At 68.1% G+C, this 26,628-nt stretch carries 25 protein-coding genes; 3 read left to right on the top strand and 22 right to left on the bottom strand.

The genetic code is table 11. The features are described from left to right. Window positions 1–50: 50 nt before the first annotated feature. The 10 genes from ptsP to HWX08_RS13250 all read right to left on the bottom strand — a co-directional run bounded on the left by ptsP (window position 51) and on the right by HWX08_RS13250 (window position 14,334). A complete protein-coding gene (gene ptsP, locus HWX08_RS13295) occupies window positions 51–2,633 on the bottom strand; it encodes a phosphoenolpyruvate--protein phosphotransferase (RefSeq protein ID WP_174921489.1) in 2,583 nt (860 codons plus the stop codon). Between the two features lie 15 nt (window positions 2,634–2,648). Beyond that, window positions 2,649–3,665, bottom strand: a complete 1,017-nt coding sequence (locus HWX08_RS13290; RefSeq protein WP_107313166.1) for an SIS domain-containing protein — start codon at window positions 3,663–3,665, stop codon at window positions 2,649–2,651. Continuing rightward, a complete protein-coding gene (gene nagA / locus HWX08_RS13285) occupies window positions 3,658–4,761 on the bottom strand; it encodes an N-acetylglucosamine-6-phosphate deacetylase (RefSeq protein ID WP_069257630.1) in 1,104 nt (367 codons plus the stop codon). Before nagA ends, HWX08_RS13290 begins: the two co-directional genes overlap by 8 nt. Window positions 4,762–4,854: 93 nt before the next feature. Further along, window positions 4,855–5,589, bottom strand: a complete 735-nt coding sequence (locus HWX08_RS13280) for a GntR family transcriptional regulator (protein ID WP_069257631.1) — start codon at window positions 5,587–5,589, stop codon at window positions 4,855–4,857. A 311-nt stretch (window positions 5,590–5,900) separates the two neighbouring features. Then, the gene (locus tag HWX08_RS13275; protein ID WP_174921490.1) at window positions 5,901–9,104 is read right to left on the bottom strand and encodes an error-prone DNA polymerase; all 3,204 of its coding nucleotides are present in this window, start codon (window positions 9,102–9,104) and stop codon (window positions 5,901–5,903) included. Window positions 9,105–9,110: 6 nt separating this feature from the next. Beyond that, a complete protein-coding gene (locus HWX08_RS13270) occupies window positions 9,111–10,598 on the bottom strand; it encodes a Y-family DNA polymerase (protein ID WP_174921491.1) in 1,488 nt (495 codons plus the stop codon). Continuing rightward, on the bottom strand, window positions 10,531–11,238 hold the full coding sequence (imuA, locus tag HWX08_RS13265; RefSeq protein WP_069257633.1) for a translesion DNA synthesis-associated protein ImuA: 708 nt from the start codon (window positions 11,236–11,238) through the stop codon (window positions 10,531–10,533). The genes HWX08_RS13270 and imuA overlap by 68 nt, the downstream gene beginning before the upstream one ends. Before the next feature lie 293 nt (window positions 11,239–11,531). Continuing rightward, window positions 11,532–12,326, bottom strand: a complete 795-nt coding sequence (locus tag HWX08_RS13260) for an ABC transporter ATP-binding protein (RefSeq protein ID WP_107309667.1) — start codon at window positions 12,324–12,326, stop codon at window positions 11,532–11,534. Between the two features lies 1 nt (window position 12,327). After that, window positions 12,328–13,224 carry an ABC transporter permease gene (locus HWX08_RS13255; RefSeq protein WP_069257635.1) on the bottom strand — a complete coding sequence of 299 codons (897 nt, stop codon included), beginning with the start codon at window positions 13,222–13,224 and terminating at the stop codon, window positions 12,328–12,330. A gap of 144 nt (window positions 13,225–13,368) precedes the next feature. Further along, window positions 13,369–14,334 (bottom strand): ABC transporter substrate-binding protein, encoded by a 966-nt coding sequence (locus HWX08_RS13250; RefSeq protein ID WP_011353263.1) that lies wholly within the window; start codon window positions 14,332–14,334, stop codon window positions 13,369–13,371. A 330-nt stretch (window positions 14,335–14,664) separates the two neighbouring features. On the opposite strand from HWX08_RS13250, the gene HWX08_RS13245 reads away from it, so the two are divergent. Next, window positions 14,665–14,973 carry a VF_A0006 family four-cysteine protein gene (locus tag HWX08_RS13245; RefSeq protein WP_107309670.1) on the top strand — a complete coding sequence of 103 codons (309 nt, stop codon included), beginning with the start codon at window positions 14,665–14,667 and terminating at the stop codon, window positions 14,971–14,973. Between the two features lie 72 nt (window positions 14,974–15,045). Here the strand turns inward: HWX08_RS13245 and HWX08_RS13240 are convergent, their stop codons facing one another. Both HWX08_RS13240 and HWX08_RS13235 read right to left on the bottom strand, forming a co-directional pair. Further along, on the bottom strand, window positions 15,046–15,861 hold the full coding sequence (locus HWX08_RS13240; protein ID WP_069257638.1) for a MetQ/NlpA family ABC transporter substrate-binding protein: 816 nt from the start codon (window positions 15,859–15,861) through the stop codon (window positions 15,046–15,048). Window positions 15,862–16,066: 205 nt separating this feature from the next. Continuing rightward, window positions 16,067–17,707, bottom strand: coding sequence for a methyl-accepting chemotaxis protein (locus tag HWX08_RS13235; protein WP_174921516.1), 1,641 nt, complete (start codon window positions 17,705–17,707; stop codon window positions 16,067–16,069). Window positions 17,708–17,940: 233 nt separating this feature from the next. Here HWX08_RS13235 and HWX08_RS13230 point away from each other — a divergent pair, with 233 nt between their 5' ends. After that, the gene (locus HWX08_RS13230) at window positions 17,941–18,231 is read left to right on the top strand and encodes a YciI family protein (protein WP_069257639.1); all 291 of its coding nucleotides are present in this window, start codon (window positions 17,941–17,943) and stop codon (window positions 18,229–18,231) included. A gap of 141 nt (window positions 18,232–18,372) precedes the next feature. Here the strand turns inward: HWX08_RS13230 and HWX08_RS13225 are convergent, their stop codons facing one another. Genes HWX08_RS13225 through HWX08_RS13205 form a run of 5 tightly spaced genes read right to left on the bottom strand, consistent with a single transcriptional unit; the run spans window position 18,373 to window position 22,455 of the window. Next, the gene (locus tag HWX08_RS13225; RefSeq protein WP_174921492.1) at window positions 18,373–18,990 is read right to left on the bottom strand and encodes an SCO family protein; all 618 of its coding nucleotides are present in this window, start codon (window positions 18,988–18,990) and stop codon (window positions 18,373–18,375) included. A gap of 18 nt (window positions 18,991–19,008) precedes the next feature. After that, complete coding sequence (gene cyoE, locus HWX08_RS13220) at window positions 19,009–19,911, bottom strand: heme o synthase (RefSeq protein ID WP_034189234.1); 903 nt, start codon at window positions 19,909–19,911, stop codon at window positions 19,009–19,011. Between the two features lie 8 nt (window positions 19,912–19,919). Next, on the bottom strand, window positions 19,920–21,032 hold the full coding sequence (locus HWX08_RS13215; RefSeq protein WP_069257641.1) for a COX15/CtaA family protein: 1,113 nt from the start codon (window positions 21,030–21,032) through the stop codon (window positions 19,920–19,922). 25 nt (window positions 21,033–21,057) lie between these two features. Continuing rightward, window positions 21,058–21,684 carry an SCO family protein gene (locus tag HWX08_RS13210; protein ID WP_069257642.1) on the bottom strand — a complete coding sequence of 209 codons (627 nt, stop codon included), beginning with the start codon at window positions 21,682–21,684 and terminating at the stop codon, window positions 21,058–21,060. 60 nt (window positions 21,685–21,744) lie between these two features. Continuing rightward, window positions 21,745–22,455, bottom strand: a complete 711-nt coding sequence (locus tag HWX08_RS13205) for an SURF1 family protein (RefSeq protein ID WP_069258077.1) — start codon at window positions 22,453–22,455, stop codon at window positions 21,745–21,747. A gap of 84 nt (window positions 22,456–22,539) precedes the next feature. Here HWX08_RS13205 and HWX08_RS13200 point away from each other — a divergent pair, with 84 nt between their 5' ends. Beyond that, window positions 22,540–22,749: a twin transmembrane helix small protein gene (locus tag HWX08_RS13200; RefSeq protein ID WP_006477735.1), complete on the top strand. Its 210-nt coding sequence runs from the start codon at window positions 22,540–22,542 to the stop codon at window positions 22,747–22,749. A gap of 171 nt (window positions 22,750–22,920) precedes the next feature. Here the strand turns inward: HWX08_RS13200 and HWX08_RS13195 are convergent, their stop codons facing one another. From HWX08_RS13195 to ctaD, 5 genes are all read right to left on the bottom strand, one after another. Continuing rightward, window positions 22,921–23,778, bottom strand: a complete 858-nt coding sequence (locus HWX08_RS13195) for a cytochrome c oxidase subunit 3 (RefSeq protein WP_039346195.1) — start codon at window positions 23,776–23,778, stop codon at window positions 22,921–22,923. 138 nt (window positions 23,779–23,916) lie between these two features. Further along, window positions 23,917–24,117 carry a DUF2970 domain-containing protein gene (locus HWX08_RS13190; protein ID WP_021163748.1) on the bottom strand — a complete coding sequence of 67 codons (201 nt, stop codon included), beginning with the start codon at window positions 24,115–24,117 and terminating at the stop codon, window positions 23,917–23,919. 16 nt (window positions 24,118–24,133) lie between these two features. Next, window positions 24,134–24,742 (bottom strand): cytochrome c oxidase assembly protein, encoded by a 609-nt coding sequence (locus HWX08_RS13185; protein WP_039346202.1) that lies wholly within the window; start codon window positions 24,740–24,742, stop codon window positions 24,134–24,136. Between the two features lie 35 nt (window positions 24,743–24,777). Continuing rightward, the gene (locus HWX08_RS13180; RefSeq protein ID WP_174921494.1) at window positions 24,778–24,918 is read right to left on the bottom strand and encodes a cytochrome oxidase small assembly protein; all 141 of its coding nucleotides are present in this window, start codon (window positions 24,916–24,918) and stop codon (window positions 24,778–24,780) included. Window positions 24,919–25,003: 85 nt separating this feature from the next. Continuing rightward, window positions 25,004–26,611, bottom strand: coding sequence for a cytochrome c oxidase subunit I (ctaD, locus tag HWX08_RS13175; RefSeq protein ID WP_021163746.1), 1,608 nt, complete (start codon window positions 26,609–26,611; stop codon window positions 25,004–25,006). Window positions 26,612–26,628 lie beyond the last annotated feature (17 nt).

Below are 26,628 nucleotides of genomic sequence, written 5' to 3'. Positions count from 1 at the left end.
TGACCTAATTGCTTTCGTCGTGAAACCGGTCGCGAACCTGCCGTCGACGCTCAGTCGAGCGGCCAGACTTCGCGGCTTGCTGCCCTTACCGCCTGTGCCGAATCGAGCGCGAGCAGATCCTGCGCGCGCTGACGGCACAACTGGTAATCGAGACGGCGCACACGCGCCTTGATGCCCGGCACCGATACGGGGTCGACCGACAGTTCGGTCACGCCGAGGCCCACCAGGATCGGCACCGCGAGCGGATCGCCGCCGAGCGCGCCGCACACGCCGACCCACTTGCCGTGCTTCGCGGCGCCGCGCACCGCGATGTCGATCAGGCGCAGCACGGCCGGATGCAGGCCGTCGGCTTGCGCGGCCAGATCGGCCTGGCAGCGGTCCATCGCGAGCGTGTACTGCGTCAGGTCGTTGGTGCCGATCGACAGGAAATCCGCGTGCTGCGCGAGCTGGTCGGCCAGCAGCGCGGCTGACGGCACCTCGATCATCACGCCGACCTCGATCGGCTCGGTACGGCCCTGCGCGCGCGCGAATTCGTCGATGCGCTTTTTCAGGCGCACGAGCTCGCCCGCGTCGGTGACCATCGGCAGCAGGATGCGCACCGCGCCGAACGGCTTCACCGCGAGCAGGCCCTGCAACTGATCGTCGAGCAGGTCGGGGCGCACCTGCGCGAGACGGATGCCGCGCAGGCCGAGCGCCGGGTTCGGTTCGGGCGGCAGCGTCAGGTAGTCGACTTCCTTGTCGGCGCCGACGTCGAGCGTGCGGATGATCGCGGTGCGGCCCTGCAGCGCGTCGACGATCGACTGGTAGCTCTGCTGGTGTTCGACGACCGTCGGCGCGGCCTGGCGATGAATGAACATCAACTCGGTGCGCAGCAGGCCGACCGCGTCGGCGCCGTTGTCGACCGCGGTATGCGCGTCGTCGAGCGTCGCGATGTTCGCGGCGACCTCGATCGCGCGGCCGTCCACCGTCGCGGCGGCTTCACCCGCCAGCTGCCGGTTCGCCTCGCGCACGCCGTCCAGGCGCTGGCGCTCGTGCCGCGCGCGCTCGACGTCGAGTGCGGTCGGTGCGTGTTCGAGCCGGCCCGCGCTCGCATCGACGACGACCTGCGTGCCGTCCGGAATCGCGTACAGCGCATCGCCGACGGCGACCAGCGCCGGAATGCCGAGCTGGCGCGCAATGATCGCCGCATGCGACGTCGCGCCGCCGCGCGCCATCACGAGCGCGATCACGCGCTGGCGATCGAGCGACGACAGGTCGGACGGCGTGAATTCCTCCGCCGCGAGCACCGCTTCGTCGGGCAGCGCACGGGCGGCGCCGTTCGTGTGGCCGAGTGCGCGCAGCACGCGCTTCTCGATGTCGCGCAGGTCGGCCGCGCGCTCGGCGAGCAGTGCATCGTCGAGCTTCGACAGCGTGTCGATCTGCGTGCGGATCGTCGCGCGCCAGGCGAAGCCCGCGCTCTTGCCGAGGCTGATCAGGTCGCGCGCCGCGTCGATCAGCGTCGGATCTTCGAGCAGCACGCGGTGCACCGCGAAGATGCCCGCCTCGCCGACCGCGCCGCGCGCCGATGCGTTGCGCACCGTTTCGTCGAGTTCGGCGTCGACGGCCTTCAGCGCCTGGTCGAGCCGGCGGCTTTCCGCGGCGGGCGTGCCGGCAGCCTGCTCGGGCGGCACGATTTCCGCATCGTCGAGACGCACCAGCGTGCCGACCGCGATGCCGGGCGCCGCGCACACGCCCGCGAGCGTGTTCGGGTCGATGGGGGCGCCGAGGTTGCGCGCGATCGTCTGCGGCGCCGGCGAGCTCAGTCGCGCCGGCTTTTCCTCGACTTCGCCGTGCGCTTCGCGCAGCAGCTCGTGCTCGACCGCGTCGACGGCCTGTTGCGCGTGCGCGCCGCGGCCGACCAGTTCGACCGTCGCGCCTTCACCCGCGCCGAGGCCGAGCAGGCCGACGACGCTCGCGATCGACGCCTTGCGGCCGTCGAACAGCACGTCGACGGTCGCGTCGAACCCGCGCACGGCTTCGCGCGCCCGCGCGGCCGGCCGCGCATGCAGGCCGCCCGGCTGCGCCAGCACGATTTCGCGGCGCACTTCGTTCTGCGCGGCCGCGCCCGGTTGCGCCGCCTGGGCGGCCGCTTCGCCCTTCCCGCGCAACGCGAGCAGCGGCGTCTCGCCGGCCGTCGCGAAACCGCTCGCGCGATCGACGACTTCGAATGCGTCCGAGTTCGCGATCGCGATCACCGACACGAGCGAATGCGCGCTGCGCGCCACCGCGTCCTGGTCGAACTCGATCAACAATGCACCGGCTTCGACGCGCGCGCCGGCCTCGACGTGCGCGACGAAGCCCTGCCCGTTCAGCTCGACGGTGTCGATGCCGATGTGCAGCAACACTTCCGCGCCTTGCGGCGTCGTGATCGTCACCGCATGGCCCGTGCGCGCGAGATGCGACACGACGCCCGCGCACGGCGCGACGAGCCGGCCCGCGAGCGGGTCGATGCCGATGCCGTCGCCGAACATCCCGCCGGAGAACACCGGATCGGGCACGTCGGCCAGTGCGACGATCGGCCCCGTCAACGGGCTAAGCAGAACGATCTGATCGGGGGTGGGGTTCTTCAACTGGGACTCCTCGGCGCGTCTCATCGGCTGTCTCGGCTATCAGTGCGTTTCGGTGACTTTGTTCAGGTGGCGCGGCGTGTCGGGATTGCGGCCGCGCGCGACGGCGAGATCCGCCGCCATGACGTAGAACGAGAGAATGGCGGCGATCGGGTCGAGCGCCGCATGGGCGGACTGCGCCAGCGGCAGCACGGTGCCCGATACGCCGGGCGTGCCGGCGGGCGCCGCGAGCAGCACGGCGGCGCCGCGTGCGCGCATGTCTTCGGCGAGCTGCAGCAGCCCGGCCTGCTCGGGCCCGGGCGGCGCGAACACGAGCAGCGGATAGTCGCGGTCGATCAGTTCCATCGGGCCGTGACGGACTTCGGCGCTCGAGAACGCCTCGGCCTGGATGCCGGACGTTTCCTTCAGCTTCAGCGCGGCTTCCTGCGCGATCGCCAGGCCGAGGCCGCGGCCGATCACGATCATCCGCTCGACGCCGGCCAGCGCCGCAACGGCGGGCGACCAGTCGAGCCGGCCGGCCTGCGCGAGCACGTCGGGCAGGCCGCGCAGCGCGGTCATCAGCGCGGCGTCGCGCTGCCAGTACGCGACGATCTGCGCGGACAGCGACAGCATCGCGATATAGCTCTTCGTCGCGGCCACCGACAGTTCGGGACCGGCGAGCAGCGGCAACTGGTGTTCGCACGCGTCGGCGAGCGGCGACGGCAGCACGTTCACGGCGGCGACGGTGCGCGCGCCGGCTTCGCGCAGCGCGGCCATCGTATTGACGAGATCGGGGCTCTTGCCCGACTGGGAGAACGCGATCGCGAGCTGGTCCTGCACCTTCAGCGGCGCCTGCTGCAGCGTCGCGACCGACATCGGCAGCGACGCGACCGGCACGCCGAGGCGGCTCATCGTCAGGCTCGCGAAATAGCTCGCGGCGTGATCCGAGCTGCCGCGTGCGACCGTCAGCGCGACGGCCGGCGGGTGATCGAGCAGTTGGCCGGCGAGCGCTTCGACGCGCGTGGTGTCGGCGATCTGCGCGGCGACGACCTGGGCGGACTCGCGCGCTTCCTTAAGCATATTCGACAATCGATTCTCCTTCGACGTAGGTCGCGGTGAGGTTCAGGTCGCGGTCGAACACCGCGAGATCGGCCCATGCGCCGCGTTCGAGGCGGCCGCGATCGGCGATGCCGAGGTAGTCGGCCGCATAGCGCGACATCCGGTTCGACACGTCGGCGATCGGCAGGCCGAGCGACACGAGGTTGCGCAGCGCCTGGTCCATCGTCAGCGTGCTGCCGGCGAGCGTGCCGTCGGCGAGCCGCACGCCGCCGAGGCATTTGGTCACGTGCTGGCTGCCGAGCCGGTATTCGCCGTCGGGCATGCCGGTGGCGGACGTGCTGTCGGTCACGACGTACAGGCGCGGGATCGCGCGCAGTGCGGCGCGAATCGCACCAGGGTGCACGTGCAGCAGGTCGGGAATGATTTCCGCGTATTCGGCATGCGCGAGCGCCGCGCCCACGAGGCCCGGGTTGCGGTGATGCAGCGGCGACATCGCGTTGAACAGGTGCGTGAAACCGCATGCGCCGTGTTTGAGCGCGGCGACCGCGTCGTCGTAGGTCGCGAGCGAGTGGCCGAGCTGCACGCGCACGCCGCGCGCGGCCATCTCGCCGATGATCTCGATGTGGCCGGCGATTTCCGGCGCGAGCGTGACGACGCGGATCGGCGCGATCGACAGGTACTTCAGCACTTCGTCGAGCACGGCCGACACGGCCGCGTCGGGCTGCGCGCCGAGCTTGCCGGGATTGATGTACGGGCCTTCGAGGTGCACGCCGAGCACGCGCGCGCCACCCGGCGTACGCGTGCGTGCGACGGTGCCGAGATTCGCGACGACCTGCATCAGTTCGTCGCGCGGCGCGGTCATCGTCGTCGCGAGCAGGCTCGTCGTGCCGAACTGCGCGTGCGTGCGCGCGATCGTCTCGATCGCATCGCCGCCTTCCATCACGTCGGCGCCGCCGCCGCCGTGCACGTGCAGGTCGATGAAGCCGGGCAGGATGTAAGGTGCGTCGTTCTTCGCCGGATCGACGGGCTTGCCGTCGAGCGTCGTGATGCGGCCGTTCTCGCTATCGAGCGAACCGTGAATCCAGCCGTCGGGGGTAAGGATGTTTCCAGTCAGCATGACGTTCTCTTGATGATCTGGTGACGCGGGCAACCGCGTCGTGATGTGCCAATCCGTGTCGTCGCTTCACGCCGGTCGCGCAGGCAGCGCGCGTCAGCGTTTCAGTTCGGCGACGAAGTCGTAGTAATCGTCGCGGCAATACGTTTCACTCACTTCGATCGCGCGCTGGTCGGCGCCGTAGCCGATCCGCGTGATCACCAGCAGCGCCGAGCCCGGCTTCACCGCCATCCATTTCGCGATCGCGTGAGTCGCGTTCGCCGCGCGAAAGTGCTGCAGCGCGCGCACGACGGTCATCCCGCGCGCTTCGAGGTATTCGTACAGCGACGCGCCGAGCGCCTGCGGGTCGGGCACCACCGCGGCCGGCAGCGTCGAATGCTCGACGGCCATCACGATGCCGTCCGCGCGGCGCAGCCGTTCGAGCCGCGCCACCGTCGCGCCGGGCGCGAGGCCGAGATGCGTGATCTCGTCGCGGCTCGCGGCGCGCAGCGTGCGCGACAGCCACACCGAATCGGGCACGAAACCGCGCTGCCGCATCTTCGCGGTGAAGCCGACGAGACGCGACAGCGGATCGGCGACGCGCGGCGTGATGAAACTGCCCGCCCCGCGCGCCCGCTTGATCAATCCCTGCTCGACCAGCAGCGCGAGTGCGCGACGGGCCGTGATCCGCGACACGCCGACCGACACCGACAGCAGTCGCTCCGACGGCAGCGCTTCGCCCGCCTGCCACGCACCCGCATGGATCGCGCTCGCCAGATTGCGGGCGAGCTGCAGATAGAGCGGCGTGTCGCTGAGGGGATCGGGCGCCAGTTCGGGCCAGCCGGTTTCCATGTGCCTCCGGGTGTCGGACGACGACCTCAGGCCGTCGAAAGTGAGGGCATTATATAACCACAATAATACCAGTCAATGAACTGGTATTAGCGACGCCGAAATCGCCGAAAGCCTTGCCCGGCAAGCGTTTTAGTGCCGACAAACCCTTTGTTTACAACGAAGTGCGAGGTAGGGATTTACCCGAAGTGGTATGCAAGGGGACAGTTCCCCTGCGCGTTGCGGCCGTGTTTTGGGCAGGAATATGAGACCGGAATAGAACCAGTTGAGCCAACTGGTATGCCCGGCAGCAGCACGCGCATCCGCGCGAGGCATCAGTGGAATTCGCGGCTCGACGTGCGCAGGCCGCCGAGCAGCGGCGTCAGATCCTCGAAATGCTGCACGACCAGGTGCCTCACGTCGCTCGCGACCTGCCACACGCCGGACGCCGCGAGCAGCCGCGAATCGAGGGTTTCGCGGCGCTGCCGCGCGAGCAGCTCGGGCCGCACGATCAGGTTCACGCAGCCCGTCTCGTCTTCCAGCGTCATGAACATCACGCCTTTCGCGGTGCCCGGCATCTGCCGCGCGGTCACGATCCCGCACGCGCGGGCGAGCCGGCCGTCGGGGCGGTCGTGCAGTTCGGCAGCGGACGACAGCCGCCGCGCGCGCAGCGCGGGCCGCAGCAGCGCGACGGGGTGGCGGTTCAACGTGAGACCGGTGGTGTGATAGTCGGCGAGGATGTCATCGGCTTCCGACGGCGCGCCGAGCGCGGGCCGCTCCGCTTCGTCGATCGGCGCGACGGCCAGCAGGTCGCGCTCCGGCGCCGCGGCGACGGCCTGCCACAACGCATCGCGACGATGGCCCGCGAGCGTCGCGAGCGCGTTCGCGGCGGCGAGCGCTTCGAGATCGCGGCGTTCGAGCTGCGCGCGGCGCGCGAGCGTGTCGACGTCGTCGAACGGGCCGGCGGTGCGTGCAGCTTCGATGCGGCGTGCGGCGGCTTCGCCAAGGCCGCGCACGAGCGACAGGCCGAGCCGCACGGCCGGCTGGCCGTGTGGCGGCGGCTGGTCGGGCAGCGCTTCGAGCGCGGCTTCCCAGTTGCTGTGCGTGACGTCGATCGGCAACACCTGCACGCCGTGGCGCTTCGCATCCTGCACGAGTTGCGACGGCGGGTAGAAACCCATCGGCTGGCTGTTCAGCAACGCGGCAAGGAAGATTGCCGGTTCGTGGCATTTGAGCCAGCTGCTCGCGTACGCGAGTTTCGCGAAACTCGCCGCGTGGCTTTCGGGGAAGCCGTAATCGCCGAAGCCCTTGATCTGCTCGAAGATCTGTTCGGCGAATTCGGGCGGATAGTCGCGCTCGCGCATCCCGTCGACGATCTTGCGATGATATTGCTCCAGATTGCCCTTGCGCTTCCATGCGGCCATCGCGCGACGCAGTTTATCCGCCTCGCCCGGTGTGAAGCCGGCCGCGATCATCGCGATCTGCATCACCTGCTCCTGGAAGATCGGTACGCCGTACGTCCGTTCGAGCGCGGGCTTCAGGTCCTCCTTCGGATAACTGACCTTTTCGATGCCCTGACGCCGTTTCAGATAAGGATGCACGGCCCCGCCCTGGATCGGCCCCGGCCGCACGATCGCCACCTCGATCACCAGATCGTAGTAAGTCCGCGGGCGCAGGCGCGGCAGCATCGACATCTGCGCGCGCGACTCGATCTGGAACACGCCGATCGTGTCGGCGCGACAGATCATGTCGTAGGTCGCGTCGTCGTTCTGCGGAATGTGCTTCAGCGTGAACGGCTTGCCATCCGGTAACGGCGGCCCGCGCCACGCGGTACGCATGTCGAATGCGCGATGCAGCGCCGACAGCATGCCGAGCGCGAGCACGTCGACCTTCATCAGCCCGAGTGCTTCGAGATCGTCCTTGTCCCACTGGATCACGCGCCGCCCGTCCATTGCGGCGTTCTCGACGGGCACGAGCCGTGTGAGCTTGCCGCGGCTGATCACGAAGCCGCCCGAGTGCTGCGACAGGTGGCGCGGGAAATTGAGTAACCGCCCCGCCAGTTCGGCCCAGGTGCGAATCAGCGGCGTTGCGGGATCGAGCCCGGTCGACGCGAATTGCTGCAGCAGATCGCGGCTACCGTCGAACCAGCGATGCCCTTTCGCGACGCGATCGATCAGCATCGGATCGACGCCGAGCGCCTTGCCGGTTTCGCGCAGTACGCCGCGCGGGCGGTAAGTCGATACGGCGGCCGCGATGGCCGCGCGATCCTTGCCGTATTTCCTGTAGATATGCTGAATGACCTCTTCCCGGCGCTGGTGCTCGAAGTCGACGTCGATGTCGGGCGGCTCGCCGCGTTCCTCGCTGATGAAGCGCTCGAACAGCATCGTGCTCTGCTCGGGTTTCACCTCGGTGATACCCAGGCAGTAGCAGACGACCGAGTTCGCCGCCGAGCCTCGCCCCTGGCACAGGATGTTCTGGCTGCGCGCGTATTTGACGATGTCGTAGACGGTCAGGAAAAACGGCTCGTACTTCAGTTTCGCGATCAGGCCAAGTTCATACCTGATCTGCTTCGCCACTTTCTCCGGCACACCATTCCAATAACGTCGAGCGACCCCGGCCCACGTCTCCTGCTTCAGGTAACTGGTCGGCGTATGTCCGCGCGGCACGAGTTCAAGCGGATATTCATACTTCAACTCGTCGAGAGAGAAATGGCACGCATCGAGCATCGCGCACGTCTGCGCGATCTCGTCCGGCGCGAACAACAGTCCGATCCGCTGCCGCAAACGCAGATGCTGTTCCGCATTCGGCGCCAGCGCATAGCCGCATTCCGAAACCGGCATCCCGATGCGAATCGCCGTCATCACGTCCTGCAACGGCTTGCATGAGCGCCTATGCATCGTCACGTCGCCGAGCGCGACGATGGGCACGCCGCGCCGTTTGCCGGCCGCACGAATCTCGTCGCGCTGCACACCATCCAGCGCGCGCTGCAGTTGCACGAGTCCGAGCCGTGCCCGCTCGCCGAAGGTCGCGCGAAACCACGCGACCTGCGCATCGAGTACATCGGCACGCACCGGATACGTGGGCACGAGAATCGCAAAGCAGTCGGACATGCCGCGCAAGTGCGCAAACTCGGCAGGCGGTGCCGACAGCATCCGCGAAGTCAGCCGGTAAGTTCCCTTCGGCGCCTCCATCCGCCGCCACGAAATCAGCTCGGACAGGTTGCCGTAGCCCTCGCGGTTTTGCGCGAGCAGCACGAGCCCGAACGCGCCGGGGCCCGGATCGTGGCCGGGCGCGACCTCATCCGGCGTGACTTCGAAATACGACCCGATGACGAGCGGCAGCCCTTTCGCCTTCGCCGCGACATGCATGCGCGGCGCGCCGGCGAGCGAGCATTCGTCGGTGATCGCGATCCCGCGATAACCGAGTTCGGCCGCACGCTCGACCAGCTCCTCCGCATGCGACGCGCCATGCAGGAACGAAAAGTTCGAACGGCAGAACAACTCCGCGTAATCGGGCAGCCAGCTGAATTCCGCAACCATCGCCACTCACCCGAACAGGCCGTGCAGGAACCAGCGCGGCTCGGCCTCGCTCCCTGCCCGCTCCTTGAACACCCAGTAGCACGCACCGGCCTCGTCCTGCGCGACGCAGTAATCGCGCGCCGCGAACTGATCGTCGAACCACCCGGCCTCGATCCGTTCCACCGACGACATCATCCTGAGCGGCGTATGAAAGACCGGCCGATTCTCACGCATCAGCAACGGCAGCGGCTCGTCCAGCAGCCACGCGGGCCTCGGCGGCACCGCCGGCGGCCCGGCCGCCGGCTTGCCGGCCTGCGCATCGAGCGGCAGCCAGCGGTTCGCGGCCTCGGGCCGGTGATCGGCAACGGGTGCCGCGCGCAGCACGTTGTCCGCGCCGAGCCGCGCGACCAGCAGCTCGAACAGCCGCGCGCGTGTCTCGCGCGTGCCGCCCGGCTCGGGAAAGAGATCCTCGGCCGGCGGTGCGACCGATTCGACGCGCGTGGCTTGCAGACGCACCGCGATCACCGCGGCCGGCAACTCGACGCGCGCGAGCCGCTCGCCGAGCAGCCGCATGAAGTGCGCGTCGTCGCGCACGGGCACGGCGAACGCGAGTTCGAGCGGCGTCGGCGGCACGGCCTGGCGGCCGCGCTCGTGCTCGAGATCGAACGTCATCGCGGCCAGCGACAGTTGCCGCGCGGCCAGCCAGCCGCACAGCTGCGCGACGAGCCGCCGCGCGGCGAACAGCACGGCTTCCGCGTATTCGACGCGCTCCGGCAATTCGAGCCGCACGTCGAACACGGGCGGCACCGCCATCCATGCAAGCGGCTCGACCGCATCGCCGTACGCACGATCGAGCGCGGCCAGCAGCGCGGGGCCGCAACGGCGCTGCAGCCCCGCGCGCGGCAGGCCGCGCAGATCGGCGAGCGTGCGGCAGCCGAGGCCGTCGAACCAGCCCGCATACGGGCGCGCATCGGGCAGCAGCACGCACGGCAGCCTGTCGAGCGAACGGACGAGCGAAGCCGGGCTCGCGATGCGGCGCCGGATGCGCGCCCGGGCCGACGTGCGCGCGAGCAGCCACGCGCCGCGCCCGGTCGGCGCGGCGGACAGGCGCGCCGCATAGCCGAGCGCCGCGAGCGTCGCGCGCACCTGGCGGCACAGCGACGGCAACCCGCCGAACAGCCGCAGGCTCGGGCCGACGTCGACGATCAGCGTGGCTTCGTCGTCGAGCGCGACGCACGGCGAAAAGCGCAGCAACGCGAGCGCGACCGCGCGCAGCGCATCGGCCTCGCGGGCGGGATCGCGTTCGACGAGCTGCGTGTGCGGGGCGAGCGTGAGCACGCCGCCGCGCTTCATGCCCGCGCGCACGCCCTGCCGGCGCGCGGCCGCGTCGGCGATCAGCACGACACCCTGCTCGAGCACCGCCCGGCCGGCGCCGCCAGCCTCGCCGTCAGACGGAGGCGCGACGCACACGTCGAGCGGCAGGCGCGGCAGATGGATGCCGAGCAAGACGCGCATAGCGGCTCTCCACGATGGGCGACGGCAGGTCGAGCACGAGCGGCTCGCTGCGTGCGGGGCCGCGCCGCTTGACGATGTCGAGCGACACGCCGCCCGGCACCGGGTACAGCGCGACGCGCAGCACGGCCGGCGACGGTTGCCGCTCGGCCGACAGCGGGCGCAGCATCACGAACAGCGTGTCGCCCGTGCGCGCGGCCGCGAGATGCAGCCGCCGCAGCGCGTCGGGCCGCGCGTCCTGCCACAGCAGCAGCGCGCCGCAGCAGCCGGTCTTGAGCGCCTGCTCGGCGGCCCACAGCGCATCCGTGCGGGTGCCGGCGCGCAGCCACAGCAGCGCGTCGGCCGGCACGCCGAGACTGGCGAGCGCGGTTGCATGCGGGGCTTGCGGCGGCGCGACGAGCGCAAGTGGCCGCCGGGCGCTGACGGTGCGGGCAAGCGCGGGTGCGAGCAGCCGCATCTCGCCGCAGCCCGGCTGCGCGGCCAGCAGTTCGACGAGCCCGCCGACCGGCCAGCCGCCGCCCGGCAACTCGGCCGACAGCGGCGCGAAACCGGTCTCGATCGTGCGCGGACCGCCGCGCGCGAGCTGCGAGCCGCGCCAGAGCGATGGATGAAGGGATTCGGGAGAAATGGAGGATGCGAGCATGACGCCACCCACAACTGTATGGATATACAGTATATGGCAATGCGTGCACGTCGCACAGTCCTGGTACGAAACCGCTCTTTCGTCAGATCAAAGACCGGTGAAAAGCCGGCGAAGTCACCCTGTTACGGCGCGTCGTTCCCGGCCTCGCCGGATCGCGCGGGCGAATGCCCGCCACGCCTTTGCGGCGCCGGGGCGACCCACGTGAACCGGATCGCGCAACCGGGCCGGATCGTGCCGAGCGGCCAGCCGGCACGATGCGCACATCGCACACCGCGCCGGCCCGCCCGCCGCCGTCAGCCGAGCAGCAACGCGTCGTCGTCGAGCTGCTCGTGACGCACCTTCTCGAACATCTGCAGCAGATCCGGCACGTCGAGCCCCTTGCGCGCGTCGCCCGACACGTCGAGCACGACCTGCCCCTGGTGCAGCATCACCGTGCGCTCGCCGTAATCGAGCGCCTGCCGCATGCTGTGCGTGACCATCATCGTCGTCAGCTTGCTCTCGGCGACGATGCGCGCGGTCAGTTCCAGCACGAACGCGGCCGTCTTCGGGTCGAGCGCGGCCGTATGCTCGTCGAGCAGCAGGATCCGCGACGGCCGCAGCGACGCCATCAGCAGGCTCACCGCCTGCCGCTGGCCGCCCGACAGCAGCCCGATCCGGTCGGTCAGACGGTTTTCGAGGCCGAGGTTCAGCAGCCGCAGCTTGTCGCGGAACAGCTCGCGCGACGGCCGGTCGAGCGCGGCACGAAAGCCGCGCCGCGCACCGCGCGCCATCGCGAGCGCCATGTTCTCCTCGATCGTCAGCGCCTCGCAGGTGCCGGCCATCGGATCCTGGAACACGCGCGCGACGAGGTGCGCGCGATCCCACGCGGCCTTGCGCGTGACGTCCGTGCCGTCGATCGCGATGCGCCCCGAATCGACGCGCTGGTCGCCGCTGACCGCATTGAGGAAGGTCGACTTGCCGGCGCCGTTCGAGCCGATCACCGCGACGAACTGGCCGTCGGGAATGTCGAGCGACAACCCGCGCAGCGCGCGCGTCTCGATCGGCGTGCCGGGATTGAACGTGAGTTTGAGATCGTGTGCGGACAGCATGTCAGGCCCCTCCGTTCTTGCGCGCAAACAGCTTCTTGCGCGTCGCCGGCAGCACAAGCGCGATCGTGACGAGCGCGGCCGTCACGAGGTTCAGATCCTGCGCCTTCAGACCGATGAATTCGCTGTTCAGCGCGAGCGCGATGAAGAAGCGGTAGACGATCGCGCCGAGCACGACGGCGAGCGTCGTCAGCACGAGCCGGCGCGCGGGCAGCAGCGTCTCGCCGATGATCACGGCGGCCAGCCCGATCACGATCGTGCCGATCCCCATCGAGATGTCCGCGCCGCCCTGCGTCTGCGCGAACAACGCGCCGGCGAGCGCGACGAGCGCATTCGACAGCGCCATCCCGGCGAGCGTCGCGCGGCCCGTCGCGATGCCCTGCGCGCGCGCCATCCGCGGGTTCGCGCCGGTCGCGCGCATCGCGAGGCCGAGCTGCGACGAGAAGAACCAGTCGAGGCCGAGCTTCGCGACCACGACGACGATCGCGAGCAGCGCCGGGCGCAGCACGTAGTCGGGCATCCAGTCGGGCTGCAGCACGGTGAAGAGGGTGGGCTCGGTGATGAGCGGCACGTTCGGCCGGCCCATGATCCGCAGGTTCACCGAGTAGAGCGCGATCATCATCAGGATACTGGCGAGCAGATCCATGATCTTCAGGCGCACGTTGAGCCAGCCGGTGATGAAGCCGGCCACCGCGCCCGCGACGATCGCGATGCAGGTCGAGCTGAACGGGTCGTAGCCGGCCGAGATCAGCGTCGCGGCAACCGCGCCGCCGAGCGGAAAGCTGCCGTCGACGGTGAGGTCGGGGAAGTTGAGGATGCGAAACGAGATCAGCACCCCGAGGGCGACGAGGCTGAAGATCAGGCCGATCTCCAGTGCGCCCAGAAACGAGAACAGAGACATGATGGGGAAATCCTGTTGCTTCCCGGCCTCACGTGTACGGCCGGGCGAAGCGAACGGGCGGCCCCGGGTGGGAGCCGCCCGTCCGGCGGTGTCGTTCAGGCCCGGATCGGGCCCGCAAGCGCGGCGGTCGGACCGCTTACATGCTTACTTGATGACCGTCTTCGCGTCCTTGAGCAGATCCGGCGACAGCGTGACGCCCTGCTTCGCGGCCGCGCCCGTGTTCGCGAACAGTTCGAGGTTGCTGCTCGTCTCCGACGCGATCGCGCCCGGCTTCTCGCCCTTCAGGATGCGCGCGACGACCTTGCCCGTCTGGCGGCCGAGGTCGCCGTAGTTGATGCCGAGCGCCGCGATGCCGCCGCGCTTCACGCTGTCGGTGTCGCCGGCGACGAGCGGGATCTTCGCTTCGTTCGCGACCTTCACGAGCGCTTCGTACGCGGACACGACGTTGTTGTCGGTGTTCGTGTAGATCACGTCGACCTTGCCGATCAGGCTCTTCGCGGCCGGGCCGATGTCGACGGTACGCGGCGCGGCCGCTTCTTTCAGCGTCATCCCCTGCTTCGCGAGAATCTCCTTGAGCTCCTTCACGACGACGACCGAGTTCGCCTCGCCCGGGTTGTAGACCATGCCGACCGTCTTCGCATTCGGCACGACGCGCTTGATCAGCGCGACCTGGCGATCGAGCGGCAGCTTGTCGGATACGCCCGTCACGTTGGTGCCCGACGGGCCCCAGCCCTTCACGAGCTGCGCGGCGACCGGATCGGTCACGCCCGAATAGACGACCGGCACACTCTTCGTCGACGCGACCACCGCCTGCGCGGCCGGCGTCGCGATCGCGACGATCACGTCGGGCTGGTCGCCGACGAACTTGCGCGCGATCTGCGCGGCCGTGCCCGTGTTGCCCTGCGCGCTCTGGTATTCCCACTTGAGCTTGTCGTCGCCGTAGCCTTCCGCCTTCAGTTCGGCGCGCACGCCGTCGCGGATCGCGTCGAGCGCGGGGTGATCGACGATCGACAACACCTTGACGGTCTGTGCGTGCGCGGCGCCGGCCAGCGCGAGCGCGGCCACGCCGGCCGTGATCGAACGGATCGCGAAAGTCTTGAAACGCTTCATGGGTGTGTCTCCCCCGTATTGTGTCGGTTCTGGATGATGGATTCCCGCCGCCGTCGGACGGGCGCCGCCGCGCGTACGCGACGCGGCGATCGGCCCGCGCACGCCCCGGGAAAGGGTGCGGCGGCGAACGCACGAGGATACCATTTCCACAGACCACCGCCTGACTTCCAGCTTTCGCGCGACGCGCCGGGCGCAGCCTCCCCGAATCGTCGCGAATGCGCCCACAGCCCCGCCGGTGGCGGCACCGGCCCGAGCCGGCCAACGCGTCGGCCGCGCTCGCGACTTTACGCTATGCTGTCGGCCGACCCAATCCACTCCATCGGAGGGCAGATGAAACGGGGGATCCGAGCCGTCGCATTCGTCGCTGCCGCGCTGGCGCTGCCGGGCGCGGCGTTCGCACTGACCGACGGCAACGCGCAATACGACGACTGCATGCTCAATGCGCTGCGCGAAAGCCGCAACGGCGCGGCGGCCCAGTTGATCCAGCGCTCGTGCGATGCGCTGTACCGCAACAACGCGATGCTGCTGCCGCGCGAGCGGCGCTTTCACGAGTGCGTCGTGCAGTCACTGCCCGGCGTGCGCGACAACTACGCGATCCAGCAGATCATGTCGATCTGCTCGCGGCGCGGCGAGATGTGAGCGGGGCTGAACGCGCCACACGAAAAAAAGGCCTGCACACGTGCAGGCCTTCGTTCGATCATCCGATCGCGTTCAGAACGACGCGACCATCGAGCCCTTGAACTGCTTCTTGATGAATTCCTTCACTTCCGGCGACTGGTACGCCTTGACCAGCTTCTTCACCCACGGCTGATCCTTGTCCTTCGCACGCACCGCGATCAGGTTCGCATACGGGCTCGTCAGCGACTCGAGCGCGATCGCGTCCTTGGTCGGCTGCAGGTTCGCGGCCAGCGCGTAGTTCGTGTTGATCACGGCCGCGTCGACGTCCGACAGCACGCGCGGCAGTTGCGCGGCGTCGAGTTCGGAGATCTTCAACTTCTTCGGGTTGTCGGCGATGTCGAGCACCGTCGCGTTGTTGCCGCCCGTGCCGGCGCCCGCCTTCAGCTTGATCACGCCTTGCGTCTGCAGCAGCAGCAGCGCGCGATTCTCGTTCGACGGATCGTTCGGCACCGCGAGCTTCGCGCCTTGCGGCAGGTCCTTCAGCGCCTTGAACTTCTTCGAGTACACGCCGATCGGCGAGATGTAGGTCAGGCCCGCGCTGACGATCTTGTAGCCGCGCTGCTTCACCTGGCTGTCGAGGTAGGGCTGGTGCTGGAAGCTGTTCGCGTCGAGGTCGCCCGAATCGAGCGCCGCGTTCGGCTGCACGTAGTCGTTGAACTCGATGACCTTCACGTTCAGGCCTTCCTTCTCCTTCGCGACCTTCTGCACGAGCTGCCACACTTCCGAATCCGGGCCGGCCACGGTGCCGACCTTGATCACCTTGTCTTCGGCATGCGCGCCTGCCGACAGCGTCAGCGCTGCACCGGTGGCCAGCACGGAAAATACCTTCAGGAGACTGCGACGCTTCATCTGTTTCTCGCTTTCTTGCATGACTGAAATGGGGCGCGATACGGGTATGCCCCGACTCGCAGGAAGGGCCAAATGGTGTCACAGGATCGGCGGGAAGTGAAATACATCCCGCTCATATGGGTATGCACCGCAGCGGTGCCGGCGAAGGCCGGACGACTCGGCCGTTAGTTGCGTTTGTGCGAGCCGCGCCCAAGGCGGTCGCCCCTTACGCCAACGCGCGGCCGGCGTGCGCCCCGGCGGCGCCGAACGCGGGGTCGCCCGCCTGCCCGCCGGCCCCGCGCGATGACAGGCCGTCGGCATCGCCGACCCGGAACGCGCCGACCGCATCGTGCAGCCGCGCGGCCTGCTCCTGCAGCGACGCGGCCGCCGCCGCGGCTTCCTCGACGAGCGCCGCGTTCTGCTGCGTCACCTGGTCCATCTGCGTGACCGCGCGCCCGACCTGCATGATGCCGCTCGCCTGCTCCTCGGACGCCGCCGCGATCTCGCCCATGATGTCGGTCACGCGCGCGACCGCCTGCAGGATCTCGCCCATCGTCGTGCCGGCCTGGCCGACCAGCGTCGAGCCGTTGCGCACGCGCTCGACCGAGTCGACGATCAGCGCGCGGATCTCCTTCGAAGCCGTCGCACTGCGCTGCGCGAGCGAGCGCACCTCGCCCGCGACCACCGCGAAGCCGCGGCCCTGCTCGCCGGCGCGCGCGGCTTCGACCGCCGCATTCAGCGCGAGGATGTTGGTCTGGAACGCGATGCCCTCGATCACGCCGATGATGTCGGCGATCTTGCGCGAGCTGTCGTCGATCTCGCCCATCGTGCCGATCACGCGGTTCACGACGTCGCTCCCCGTGCGCGCGATCTCCGATGCGCTGTTCGCAAGCCCGCTCGCCTGCCGCGCGTTGTCGGCGTTCTGCTTCACGGTCGCGGTCAGCTGTTCCATGCTCGCGGCGGTTTCTTCCAGCGACGCGGCCTGCTCCTCGGTGCGCTGCGACAGGTCGTCGTTGCCGGCCGAGATCTGGCGGCTCGCCGACGCGATCGAGCCGGCCGACTGGCGAATCCCGCCGATCGTCGCCTGCAGCCGTACCTGCATGTCGTGCATCGCCGCCATCATGCTCGTGCGGTCGCCCGCGCGGACGGGCACCGGCTGCGTCAGGTCGCCCTGCGCGATGCGCGTCGCGAGCGCGGCCGCTTGGTCGGGCTCGCCGCCGAGGCTGCCGCGCACGTTGCGGATGATCACCAGCATCGCCGCGCTGATCGCGAAGCCGATCACGAACACCACCGCGAGGTGGCCGAGCAGCGTTCGGTAGTAGATAGTGTCGATGTCCTTCAGGAACACGCCGCTCGAGATGTTCCAGTCCCACGGCGCGAAACGCGTGACGTAGCTGATCTTCGGCACGGCGGTCTCGCTGTGCGGCAGGCGCCCGCGGTATTCGGCGAAGCCGCTGCCGGTTTCCTTCGCGGCGTTCAGGATCGTGACGAACAGCGGCTTGCCGTCCGGGTCGAGATAGTCGCCGACCTGCGTGCCGACCAGCTTGGGCAGCGTCGGATGCATCAGCACGACCGGCTTCGAATCCATCACGAACACGTAGCCCGAATCGCCGTAGCGCATCGCGGCCAGGCTCGCGAGCGCGTCGCGCTTCGCGTCGGCCTCCGGCAACGTGCCGTTCTGCGCGAGCGCGTGATACGCATTCACGATGCCGGCCGCCGAGTCGACGAGATTCGCGATGCCGGCCTTGCGTTCGGCGAGCATCGTCGCGCGCGTCTCGTACGCGCTCCACGCGCCGACGCCCAGGAGACCGATCCATACCAGCGCAAGCGCGAGCCACAGCTTGCGGTTCAAACTCATTCTGCTCATCTGCGTGCCCTTGTCGATGTCGATGCGCACGGTGCGCGCGAACGGCCTGCCGCGCGCAAACGCTTGCCCATTCATTTACGGCACCGAGGCTTACAACTTGAATACGCGCGATCGCGGCGAACCGGCCATCGACGCCCCCTCCCGCCGCGTGCCGGCGCGACAGCCCGCATCCGCTGTGCTACAAAGACCGGCCGACCGGCGCGCGACGCGCCGGCATCATTCCAGGGCCATCCATGTACGTCATCGACATCCACTACACCGCGTCGCTCGAGCGCATCGACGACGCGCTCGAACGCCACCGCGCGTTTCTGCAGCCGCAGTTCGACAAGGGCATCTTCATCGCGGCGGGGCCGAAAGTGCCGCGCGAAGGCGGCGTGATCCTCGCGGCCCGCATCGACCGCGACGAACTCGACGCGATCCTCGAGACCGATCCGTTCGTCACCGAGGGGCTCGCCACCTATCGCGTGACGGAATTCCGGATCACGCGCGCCGCTTCCGGCTTCAACGTGCCGGCGCTGCCGTAACGGCGCACCGGCGCATCACGCGCGCATGCCGACGCGCCGCCGGGCAGGCAGGCAGCGCATGCGGATGATGTGGGAAAAGAAACGTGACGGCGCGGAACGGCCGTCACGGGGTCGCCGGGCGGAGTGCCCGGCGGCGGCCGGTCAGTCGACCAGCAGCTTCAGGTCGTGAACCCACGGGCCGGGCCCCTGGCCGTCGCGCACGAACAGGCGCAGCTTGCCGTCGCGGTCGAACACGTAGCTCGCGGCCGTGTGATCCATCGTGTAGCTGCCGGACGTCTTGCCGGGCACCTTCGCGTAGTACACGCGGAAATCCTTCGTGACCTTCTTGAGCTGCGCTTCGTCGGCCGGCCGCAGGCCGATGAACGACGGATCGAACGCGGGCACGTACTGGCCGAGCAGCGCCGGCGTGTCACGCTCCGGGTCGACGGTGACGAACAGCACCTGCACGCGCTTCGCGGCATCGGGCCCGAGCTGCTTCAGCGCTTCGGACAGCTCGGCCATCGTGGTCGGGCACACGTCCGGGCAGTGCGTATAGCCGAAGAACATCACGACGGCACGGCCCTTGAAGTCGGCGAGCGTGCGCACCTTGCCGGTCGTGTCGGGCAGCGAGAAGTCGTTGCCGAACTGCGTGTTGCCGGTGATGTCGAGATTCTGGAATTTCGGCGCGTTGTCGCATCCGGCGAGCAGCAGCGCTGCCGTGACTGCGCAGGCGAGCATCCAGCCTTGGCGCGCGCGGCGCCCGAACCGTGATTGGAGCATTGCGTTCAAACCGTGCGGTTACACGCCGAGCAGCGGGCGTGCATAGTGATCGACGAGCAGCGCGGCGAACAGCAGCGACAGGTAGACGATCGAGTAGCGGAAAGCCTTGCGGGCGAGTTCGTCCGAATAGTCGCGGTGGATCTTCCACGCATACGCGAGGAACACCGCGCCGAGCAGCACCGCGCTCGTCAGGTAGACGGCCCCGCTCATTCCGGAGATGAACGGCATCAGCGTCACGGCGAACAGGATCACCGTATACAGCAGGATGTGCAGCCGCGTGAATTTCTCGCCATGCGTGACGGGCAGCATCGGCAGCCCCGCGTTCTCGTAATCCTTGCGGCGATACAGCGCGAGCACCCAGAAATGCGGCGGCGTCCACACGAAGATGATCAGCACGAGAATCCACGCATCGCCCGGCACCGCGCCGGTGACCGCGGCCCAGCCGAGCGCCGGCGGCATCGCGCCCGACGCGCCGCCGATCACGATGTTCTGCGGCGTCATCGGCTTGAGCAGCAGCGTGTAGATCACCGCGTAGCCGACGAAGGTGGCGATCGTCAGCCACATCGTCAGCGGGTTCGTGAACGTGTAGAGCGTCCATGCGCCGACGCTGCCGAGCACGGCCGAGAACAGCAGGATCTGCGGCGTGGTGATCTCGCCGCGCGCGGACGGGCGCCACGCGGTACGGCGCATCATCGCGTCGATCTTCTGTTCGACGAGGCAGTTGATCGCGAACGCGGCGCCGGCCAGCAGCCAGATGCCGATCGTGCCGCCGATCAGCACGTGCCACGGCACCATGCCCGGCGTCGCGAGGAACATGCCGATCACCGCGCAGAACACCGCGAGCTGCGTGACACGCGGCTTCGTCAGCGCCATGTACTGCGAAAACCGGCTACCGGGCGATTGGGAGAGGGTGCTTTGCATGGGGACGGTCACGCCGGGGCGGCGTCGCGCGCAGGCTGCGCGACACGGCCGGGGCGGCTTGAAAGGATGCGAAAGTTTAACATGACGACGAGCAGCAGCAGGATCGCGGCCCCGCCGTTGTGCGCGACGGCGACCGGCAGCGGCCACTGCAGCACGATGTTGGTCAGGCCCGTCACGAACTGCAGCAGCACGACCAGCAGCACGCCGTTCGCGGGCCGCCGCAGCGACTCGAAGCGACGCATTTTCAGCGCGAACGCGACCAGGTACGCGACCACCACGAACGCGAACGTGCGGTGCGTCCAGTGGATCGCGACCAGCGCGTCCTGCGTGATGGCCTCGCCGTCCTTCGTCATCCCGAGCGCGCGCCACAGGTGGAAGCCGTGCTGGAAGTCCATCGGCGGGATCCACTGGCCGTTGCAGGTCGGGAAGTCGGTGCACGCGAGTACCGCGTAGTTGGTGCTCACCCAGCCGCCGAGCGCGATCTGCACGACCAGCAGCACGAGCGCCGCGAGCGCGGCCGCGCGATAGCGGCCGGCTTCGGGGTCGTGCGACGGCAGCGGCGTCTGCCGCGCGGCGAGCCAGCCGAGCGTGCCGAGCAGCGTGAGGCCGAGCAGCAGGTGGATCGTGACGATCACCGGCTGCAGCTTCATCGTGACCGTCCACGCGCCGAACGCGCCCTGCACGAGAATCAGCAGCAGCAGGCTCGTCGGCCACCACGGCGACACGTGCAGCGGGCGGCGACGCAGCCGCGCGGCCCATGCGATCACGACCTGCGCGATGATCAGCACGCCGATCGCCATCGCGAAATAGCGGTGGATCATCTCGATCCACGCCTTCGTCATGCTCACCGGCCCGGTCGGCATCGCCTGGTGCGCGGCCGTGATCGCCGCATGCGCGATGAACGGCGACGACGTGCCGTAGCAGCCCGGCCAGTCGGGGCAGCCGAGCCCCGAATCGGTCAGGCGCGTGAAGCCGCCGAACATCACGAGGTCGAGGGTCAGGAAGGTGGTGATCCACACCAGCTTGCGAAACTTGTCGTCGTCGGCCTTCACCCACACGTACGACAGCGGCAGCAGCGCGATGCAGAAGCCGATCAGGCCGAGTTGCAGTAGATACGACATCGGAATGGTGCCTCGTTCTCTTGCCTTAACCGATGCTCGACCACTTCAGCAGCTTCGTCACGTCCGACTTGATCTTGCTGGGATTCGGGTCTTTCGGGAAACGCATCATCAGGTTGCCGTTCGGGTCGACCAGGTAGATGTGGTCGCTGTCCTTCGTGCCGGCGTCGGCCGGCAGCCATGCGGCCACCGCGGCCGGATCGGCGACCAGCCGGCGCGTGTCCGGATAGGCATCGAGCACCTTCTGCGGCGTCGCGCCCGCATCGCTGCGCAGCCACACCATCGTGATCCGGTGCCGCTCGCCCGCCTGCGTGACGCGGATCTGGCGCATGAAATAGAGCTTCTTCGCGCATGCGTCGTCGCACGCGCTGCGATCGGTCATCACGAACAGCCACACGCCGCGCAGCGACGACAGCGGCACGGTCTTGCCGGTTTCGTCGGTCACCTGCAGATCCGCCGGAATCGGGCGCTGCGGCTCGATCAGCGTGCCGTAGTTGGTCGACCCGCCCTTCGGCTTGATCACGTAATAGGTGAAGTACGACGCGATCATCGGTGCGGCGCACACGAGACCCAGCAGCACGAGCATCCAGCGGCCGCGCTTGCGGGCCGCCGGCGACATCGGCGCAGCGGCCGAACCCTGACGGGGGGATTGCATGGACAAATCAGACCTCTCGAAACGAACCCGCGGCGCCGGCGCCGCGTCCCGGCATGGCGTTCACGCGCCGGCCGACTTCTTCGCCGCACGCCGCGCGGCGTACAGGCCGAAACCGAGCGCGGCCGCCGCCATCGCCCACCATTGAAACATGTAACCGTAATTGCGCTCGACGCCGGTCGTCGCCGCCGGCCAGTCGCGCACGAGCTTGTCGCCGTCGTCGCTCGTCTGCTGGATCACGAACGGCTGCAGCGGCAGCCCCGTTTCCTTCGCATACGCGGCGACGTCCAGGTTCTGCCGGATCTTCTGGTGCGCGGCCGACCCGCCTTCGCCCAGCTCGAACGCGCGCGACGCATCGGCGCGCGCGATGCCGACGATCTCGACGTCACCCGCAGGCGTCGCAAACGGCTCGATCGCGGTGCGATCGGCGATATTGCGCGGCAGCCAGCCGCGGTTCACGAGCACGACGCCGCCGCCCGTGAGTTTAAACGGCATCACGACGTAAAAACCCGGCTGGTCGTTATACGGCCGATTGTCGAGGAACACGGCATGCTCGGGCAGGAAGCGGCCCGTTGCACGCACGCGATGGAATTCGATCGACGCGAGCGGCATCGGCTGCGCGCCGACGTCGACGGGCGCCGCCTGCTCGTAGCGCGCGATGCTCGCCTGCAGCGCTTCCTTCTGGTGCGCGCGGTCGCGCTGCCAGAAACCGAGACGGATCGTGACCGCGACGACGACGAGAATCAGCAGCGCGGGCAGCCAGCGTATCTTCATCATGCGGCCCGCCCGGCACCTGCTGACAAGCGAAGTGCGATAATTATCCCCTTCCTTCCGAATTGCCGTCGTCCGGTTCGTGCCATGCACATACTCGTTCCCATCGCCTTCGTCCTCATCATTGCCAGCATGGGCTCGGCGCTCTACTTCATGATGCACGACCGCGGCCACACGAAACGCATGGTCTGGTCGCTCGCCACCCGCGTCGGGCTGTCGGTGTCGCTGTTCCTGCTCATCCTGTTCGCGAACTGGATGGGCTGGATCCATTCGACCGGCCTGCCGATCGGGCGTTGATCGCATTGCCGCCGCGGCCGCTGTGACATTTCGCCGCACAGCCGCGCCACCAAGCAAAAGCGCCGCCTGACTGAGTCGCGGCGGCGCCGGGTGGTGAAGGCCGGCAGCCACGCTGCCCGGCCGCCTCCAATGAAAACGGCCCGCGCATTGCTGCGCGGGCCGTTTTTCCATTTACAGCCAGTAGACGACGACGTACAGGCCGAGCCAGACGACGTCGACGAAGTGCCAGTACCACGCGGCGCCTTCGAATGCGAAGTGGTGATCGGGCTTGAAGTGGCCGCGGATCATCCGCACCAGCACCACCGCGAGCATCGTGCCGCCGAGGAACACGTGGAAGCCGTGGAAGCCGGTCAGCAGGAAGAACGTCGAACCGTACACGCCCGAGTTCAGCGTCAGGTTCAGTTCGTTGTACGCGTGGTAATACTCGAAGCCCTGCAGGAACAGGAAGCAGATACCGAACACGAGCGTCGCGGCCAGCCACGCGATCGCCTTCTTGCGATGATCGTCACGCAACGCGTGGTGCGAGATCGTCAGCGTCACGCCCGACGACAGCAGGAACGCGGTGTTCAGCGTCGGGATCGGCCACGGGCCCATCGTCTTGAAGTGCCCGGCGAGCGCGGCGGGGCCTTCGTTCGGCCACACGGCGGAGAAATCCGGCCAGATCAGCTTGTAGTCGAGGCTGCCGAGCTGGTGCAGCGCGATTTCACGCGCATAGAACAGCGCGCCGAAGAACGCACCGAAGAACATGACTTCCGAGAAGATGAACCAGCTCATGCTCCAGCGGTACGACTTGTCGACGTTCTTGCCGTAGTGACCGCCTTCCGATTCGGCGATTGCGTCGCCAAACCAGTGATACAGCGTGAAGAGCAACCAAAGCAGGCCGAGCAGTGCCGTAAACGGCGCCCAGTCGTGACCGTTGATCCACAGCGCTGTCGATCCGAGCATGACCAGCAGGCCGATGGCCGCGCTGATCGGATGCTGCGACGGATGCGGCACGAAATAGTACGGGGTCTGGTTTTGACCGCTCATGCTTGATTCTCCACTTCAGTCCAATTTGTGTACCGGAAACCGCTCCGGCTTTATTTCTTGCGCGGCGTGACCACCACCGCGCCTTCCTGCACGCGCCGCCGTGGCGCCGCGCACTGCATTCTTTCGTGGCCGCGGGCGTCAGCCCACGACCGCACGCACGATCAGGATCAGCACCCCGATGAACACACCGGCCGCCAGCAGCGCGACGATCAGCACGTGCAGCGGATTGAGCTGCGTCGCGTCGGCCTCCAGGTCGCGCCGCTTGCGCACCCCGAAGAACGACCACAGCACGGCTTTCAGCGCCTGGCCGAACGACCCGCCCCGCTTGACCTCCGTCATCGCCGCGCCTCCGTCGTCATGCGTCCGGCTTCGCCGCGCCCTGCGCCGCGGTCTTGCCCGGCGCGGGCGCCGGCGTGGCCGGCGTATTCAGCTCGAAGAACGTGTACGACAGCGTGATCGTCTTCACGTCCTTCGGCAGTTTCGGATCGATCACGAACACCACCGGCATCTTGCGAGACTCGTTCGCGGCCAGCGTCTGCTGCGTAAAGCAAAAGCACTCGATCTTCTTGAAGAACTCCGTCGCCTGCTTCGGCGCGTAGCTCGGAATCGCCTGCGCGACGACCGGCCGGCCCTGCCCGTTCGTCACGTCGTACACGATCGTCGTCAGCTCGCCCGGGTGCACGTCGAGGCTGTTGTGCTCCGGCTTGAAGCCGAGCGGCCCGCGCGCGTTCGCATCGAACTCGATCGAGACCGTGCGGCTGGTGTCGACCTGCGAGTTCTTCACCTCGCGCTCGCTGACGTCGCGCTGCACCAGGTTGTTGATGCCGGTGATCTGGCAGATCGCCCGATACATCGGGATCAGCGCGAAGCCGAAACCGAACATCAGCCCGGCCACGACGAAGAGCTTCACCAGCATCGAACGATTGAACGCGCGATCGACGGCGCCCTCTTCCGGCTTCGACATACGACAACTTCCTCGCTACTGCGTCAGTTACTGCATCAGTGGGTGGACAGCCACCACTGCTTGATCACGACACCCACAAAAAAAACGGCGGCGATGACGAGCAGGATGAGACCGAGCCGCTTGTTGCCCGCGCGGATCTGCTCGGGCGTTCGTCTTTGTTGTGGATTCCGGGTCATCTGAAACTTCGCTGAAACCTCGATTCGGCGCCCGCCGCTGCCCGCCTGCTCGGCAAGCAGGCAGCGGCCGGGCGCACCGTAATACTTACTCGACGTGCGGCGGTTGCTCGAACGTGTGGAAGGGAGCCGGGCTCGGCACCGTCCACTCGAGGCCCGTCGCGCCGTCCCACGGCTTGTCCGACGCCTTTTCCAGCTCGCCGCCGCCACGATAGGCCGGCAGCGCGACCGCGAACAGGAAGTACACCTGCGCGAGACCGAAGCCGAATGCGCCGATCGTCGCCACCTGGTTGAAGTCCGTGAACTGCGCCGGGTAGTCCGCATAGCGGCGCGGCATGCCCGCGAGACCGACGAAGTGCATCGGGAAGAACGTCAGGTTGAAGAAGATCATCGACGCCCAGAAGTGGATCTTGCCGCGCGTCTCGTTGTACATCCAGCCCGTCCACTTCGGCGCCCAGTAGTACCAGCCCGAGAACAGCGCGAACAACGAGCCGGCCACCAGCACGTAGTGGAAGTGCGCGACCACGAAGTAGGTGCCGTGATACTGGATGTCGAGCGGCGCCATCGCGAGCATCAGGCCCGTCAGGCCGCCGAACGTGAACACGAACAGGAAGCCGATCGCGAACAGCATCGGGGTTTCGAACGTCATCGAGCCGCGCCACATCGTCGCGAGCCAGTTGAACACCTTCACGCCCGTCGGCACCGCGATCAGCATCGTCGCGTACATGAAGAACAGCTGGCCGGTAACCGGCATGCCCGTTGCGAACATGTGGTGCGCCCAGACCATGAACGACAGGATCGCGATCGAAGCCGTCGCGTACACCATCGAGCTGTAGCCGAACAGCGTCTTGCGTGCGAACGCCGGGATCACCTGCGACACGATCCCGAACGCCGGCAGAATCATGATGTACACCTCGGGGTGCCCGAAGAACCAGAAGATGTGCTGGTACATCACCGGGTCGCCGCCGCCAGCCGCGTTGAAGAACGACGTGCCGAAGTGGCGGTCGAACAGCACCATCGTGATCGCGCCTGCCAGAACCGGCATCACGGCGATCAGCAGGTAGGCCGTGATCAGCCACGTCCACGCGAACATCGGCATCTTCATCAGCGTCATGCCCGGTGCGCGCATGTTCAGGATCGTCACGACGATGTTGATCCCGCCCATGATCGACGATGCGCCCATGATGTGGACCGCGAAGATCGCGAAGTCCATGCCCGGGCCCATCTGCGTCGACAGCGGTGCGTACAGCGTCCAGCCGGCGGCCGTCGCGCCGCCCGGCGCGAAGAACGAACCGACCAGCAGCACGGCCGCGACCGGCAGCAGCCAGAAACTGAAGTTGTTCATCCGCGCGAACGCCATGTCGGATGCGCCGATCTGCAGCGGAATCATCCAGTTCGCGAAGCCGACGAACGCCGGCATGATCGCGCCGAACACCATGATCAGGCCGTGCATCGTCGTGAGTTCGTTGAAGAACTCCGGACGCATGATCTGCAGGCCCGGCTCGAACAGCTCGGCCCGGATGCCGAGCGCCATCACGCCGCCCGACAGGAACATGATGAACGAGAACAACAGGTACAGCGTACCGATGTCCTTGTGGTTGGTGGCGAACAGCCAGCGCCGCCAGCCGTGCGGCATTTCGTGCGCGTGGTCGTCGTGCGCGTGGTCCGCGGCTACGTCGTGCCCGATGCTAGACATGAGAATCTCCTAATGCG

It is taken from the genome of Burkholderia metallica (assembly GCF_902832845.1).
Classification (GTDB): domain Bacteria; phylum Pseudomonadota; class Gammaproteobacteria; order Burkholderiales; family Burkholderiaceae; genus Burkholderia; species Burkholderia metallica.
Note: the sequence above shows the minus strand (reverse complement) of the source record. Positions and strands in the feature narration are given on the sequence as shown.

Excerpts from the sequence above, each read along its gene's own strand:
- ptsP (WP_174921489.1), bottom strand. The coding sequence starts at position 2,633 with ATGAGACGCGCCGAGGAGTCCCAGTTGAAGAACCCCACCCCCGATCAG.
- HWX08_RS13290 (WP_107313166.1), bottom strand. The coding sequence starts at position 3,665 with ATGCTTAAGGAAGCGCGCGAGTCCGCCCAGGTCGTCGCCGCGCAGATC.
- nagA (WP_069257630.1), bottom strand. The coding sequence starts at position 4,761 with ATGCTGACTGGAAACATCCTTACCCCCGACGGCTGGATTCACGGTTCG.
- HWX08_RS13280 (WP_069257631.1), bottom strand. The coding sequence starts at position 5,589 with ATGGAAACCGGCTGGCCCGAACTGGCGCCCGATCCCCTCAGCGACACG.
- HWX08_RS13275 (WP_174921490.1), bottom strand. The coding sequence starts at position 9,104 with ATGGTTGCGGAATTCAGCTGGCTGCCCGATTACGCGGAGTTGTTCTGC.
- HWX08_RS13270 (WP_174921491.1), bottom strand. The coding sequence starts at position 10,598 with ATGCGCGTCTTGCTCGGCATCCATCTGCCGCGCCTGCCGCTCGACGTG.
- imuA (WP_069257633.1), bottom strand. The coding sequence starts at position 11,238 with ATGCTCGCATCCTCCATTTCTCCCGAATCCCTTCATCCATCGCTCTGG.
- HWX08_RS13260 (WP_107309667.1), bottom strand. The coding sequence starts at position 12,326 with ATGCTGTCCGCACACGATCTCAAACTCACGTTCAATCCCGGCACGCCG.
- HWX08_RS13255 (WP_069257635.1), bottom strand. The coding sequence starts at position 13,224 with ATGTCTCTGTTCTCGTTTCTGGGCGCACTGGAGATCGGCCTGATCTTC.
- HWX08_RS13250 (WP_011353263.1), bottom strand. The coding sequence starts at position 14,334 with ATGAAGCGTTTCAAGACTTTCGCGATCCGTTCGATCACGGCCGGCGTG.
- HWX08_RS13245 (WP_107309670.1), top strand. The coding sequence starts at position 14,665 with ATGAAACGGGGGATCCGAGCCGTCGCATTCGTCGCTGCCGCGCTGGCG.
- HWX08_RS13240 (WP_069257638.1), bottom strand. The coding sequence starts at position 15,861 with ATGAAGCGTCGCAGTCTCCTGAAGGTATTTTCCGTGCTGGCCACCGGT.
- HWX08_RS13235 (WP_174921516.1), bottom strand. The coding sequence starts at position 17,707 with ATGAGCAGAATGAGTTTGAACCGCAAGCTGTGGCTCGCGCTTGCGCTG.
- HWX08_RS13230 (WP_069257639.1), top strand. The coding sequence starts at position 17,941 with ATGTACGTCATCGACATCCACTACACCGCGTCGCTCGAGCGCATCGAC.
- HWX08_RS13225 (WP_174921492.1), bottom strand. The coding sequence starts at position 18,990 with ATGCTCCAATCACGGTTCGGGCGCCGCGCGCGCCAAGGCTGGATGCTC.
- cyoE (WP_034189234.1), bottom strand. The coding sequence starts at position 19,911 with ATGCAAAGCACCCTCTCCCAATCGCCCGGTAGCCGGTTTTCGCAGTAC.
- HWX08_RS13215 (WP_069257641.1), bottom strand. The coding sequence starts at position 21,032 with ATGTCGTATCTACTGCAACTCGGCCTGATCGGCTTCTGCATCGCGCTG.
- HWX08_RS13210 (WP_069257642.1), bottom strand. The coding sequence starts at position 21,684 with ATGCAATCCCCCCGTCAGGGTTCGGCCGCTGCGCCGATGTCGCCGGCG.
- HWX08_RS13205 (WP_069258077.1), bottom strand. The coding sequence starts at position 22,455 with ATGAAGATACGCTGGCTGCCCGCGCTGCTGATTCTCGTCGTCGTCGCG.
- HWX08_RS13200 (WP_006477735.1), top strand. The coding sequence starts at position 22,540 with ATGCACATACTCGTTCCCATCGCCTTCGTCCTCATCATTGCCAGCATG.
- HWX08_RS13195 (WP_039346195.1), bottom strand. The coding sequence starts at position 23,778 with ATGAGCGGTCAAAACCAGACCCCGTACTATTTCGTGCCGCATCCGTCG.
- HWX08_RS13190 (WP_021163748.1), bottom strand. The coding sequence starts at position 24,117 with ATGACGGAGGTCAAGCGGGGCGGGTCGTTCGGCCAGGCGCTGAAAGCC.
- HWX08_RS13185 (WP_039346202.1), bottom strand. The coding sequence starts at position 24,742 with ATGTCGAAGCCGGAAGAGGGCGCCGTCGATCGCGCGTTCAATCGTTCG.
- HWX08_RS13180 (WP_174921494.1), bottom strand. The coding sequence starts at position 24,918 with ATGACCCGGAATCCACAACAAAGACGAACGCCCGAGCAGATCCGCGCG.
- ctaD (WP_021163746.1), bottom strand. The coding sequence starts at position 26,611 with ATGTCTAGCATCGGGCACGACGTAGCCGCGGACCACGCGCACGACGAC.